At 67.3% G+C, this 1,741-nt stretch carries 1 protein-coding gene; it reads left to right on the forward strand.

The genetic code is table 11. From position 1 onward, the window contains the following. The coding region (locus tag I6F16_RS37385) for a DUF1522 domain-containing protein (RefSeq protein WP_225174762.1) at positions 1-1,741 on the forward strand (1,741 nt) is incomplete at both ends.

Here is a 1,741-nt window from a genome sequence, read left to right on the forward strand (position 1 = left end):
CCGTCTGTCGACCGGCAAGAGCGTCAACTCGGCCCTGGACAATCCCACCAACTTCTTCACGGCCCAGTCGCTCGACAACCGCGCCAGCGACATCAACAACCTGCTCGACGGCATCGCCAACGGCGTGCAGGTGCTGCAGGCTGCCAACACCGGCATCACCTCGCTGCAGAAGCTGATCGACTCTGCGAAGTCGATCGCCAACCAGGCGCTGCAGACCACGGTCGGCTACTCCACCAAGTCCAACGTCTCGACCACCATCTCCGGTGCGACGGCGGCCGACCTGCGCGGCACGACCTCCTACGCCAGCGCGACGGCGAACAGCAACGTCGTGTATAGCGGTGCGGCCGGCGGCACCACCGCGGCGACCGGCACGACCACGCTCGGCGCCACCATCGGCGTCTTCGCCAGCACGGGCGCAACGGCCGGCGACGGCACCACGGCGCTGACCGGCACCATGACCCTGATCGCCACCAACGGCACGACCGCGACCGGCCTCGCCGGCAACGCCCAGCCTGCCGACGGCGACACGCTGACCGTGAACGGCAAGACCATCACCTTCCGCAGCGGCTCGGCTCCGGGTGCGACCGGCGTTCCGACCGGCTCGGGCGTCAGCGGCAACATCGTCACCGACGGCAATGGCAACAGCACCGTCTATCTCGGCACCAACGGCACGCCGGCAGCGACCGTCAACGACCTGTTGAGCGCGATCGATCTGGCAAGCGGCGTCAAGACGGTCTCGATCACCTCCGGTGCGGCGACGATCGCCACGAGCAACGGCCAGACCGCTTCGACCGTCGCTGCGGGCGCCGTCACGCTGAGGAGCTCGACAGGTGCGGATCTGAGCGTCACCGGCAAGGCCGACCTGCTCAAGGCTCTCGCCCTGACCACGTCGGTGGGCGGCGGCAACGCCACCGTCAACGTCAACCGCACCACCAGCGCGGCTTCGCTGGGTGCGACGATCACCGACGGTTCGACGTTGAACGTCAACGGTAAAGTCATCACCTTCAAGAATGCGCCGATCCCGGGCTCGACCGGTGCGCCGAGCATTCCGACCGGCTATGGTGCGAACGGTAACGTCCTCACCGACGGCGCTGGCAACTCGACGGTCTATCTGCAGGGCGGCACGCTCAACGACGTCTTGAAGGCGATCGACCTTGCCACCGGCGTGCAGACCGCGACCATCAGCGCCGCCGGCGCTGCCACGCTTGCGACGGCCTCCGGCCAGACCAACTCGTCGATCAACGCCTCGGGCCAGCTGAAGCTGTCCACTGGCGTCAATGCCGACCTGTCGATCACCGGCACGGGCAACGCGCTGAACGCGCTCGGCCTTGCCGGCAACACCGGAACTGCGACCGCCTTCACCGCGGCGCGCACCTCCGGCATCGGCGGCATCAGCGGCAAGACCTTGACCTTCACCTCCTTCAACGGCGGCACGGCGGTCAACGTCACCTTCGGCGACGGCACCAACGGCACGGTCAAGACGCTCGATCAGCTCAACACCAAGCTGCAGGCCAACAACCTGTCGGCGACGATCGACGCCAACGGCCTGCTGACGATCTCGACCACCAACGACTACGCGTCCTCGACCATCGGTTCGAGCGCCGCGGGTGGTGCGATCGGCGGCACGCTGACCTCGTCGCTGACGTTCTCGACGGCTTCCAGCCCCGTCCAGGACGTCGTCGCGCAGACCTCGCGTGCGAACCTGGTGTCTCAGTTCAACAACATCCTGAACCAGATCGAC

This window comes from Bradyrhizobium sp. IC4060 (genome assembly GCF_020193715.1).
In the GTDB taxonomy this organism is placed as follows: domain Bacteria; phylum Pseudomonadota; class Alphaproteobacteria; order Rhizobiales; family Xanthobacteraceae; genus Bradyrhizobium; species Bradyrhizobium yuanmingense.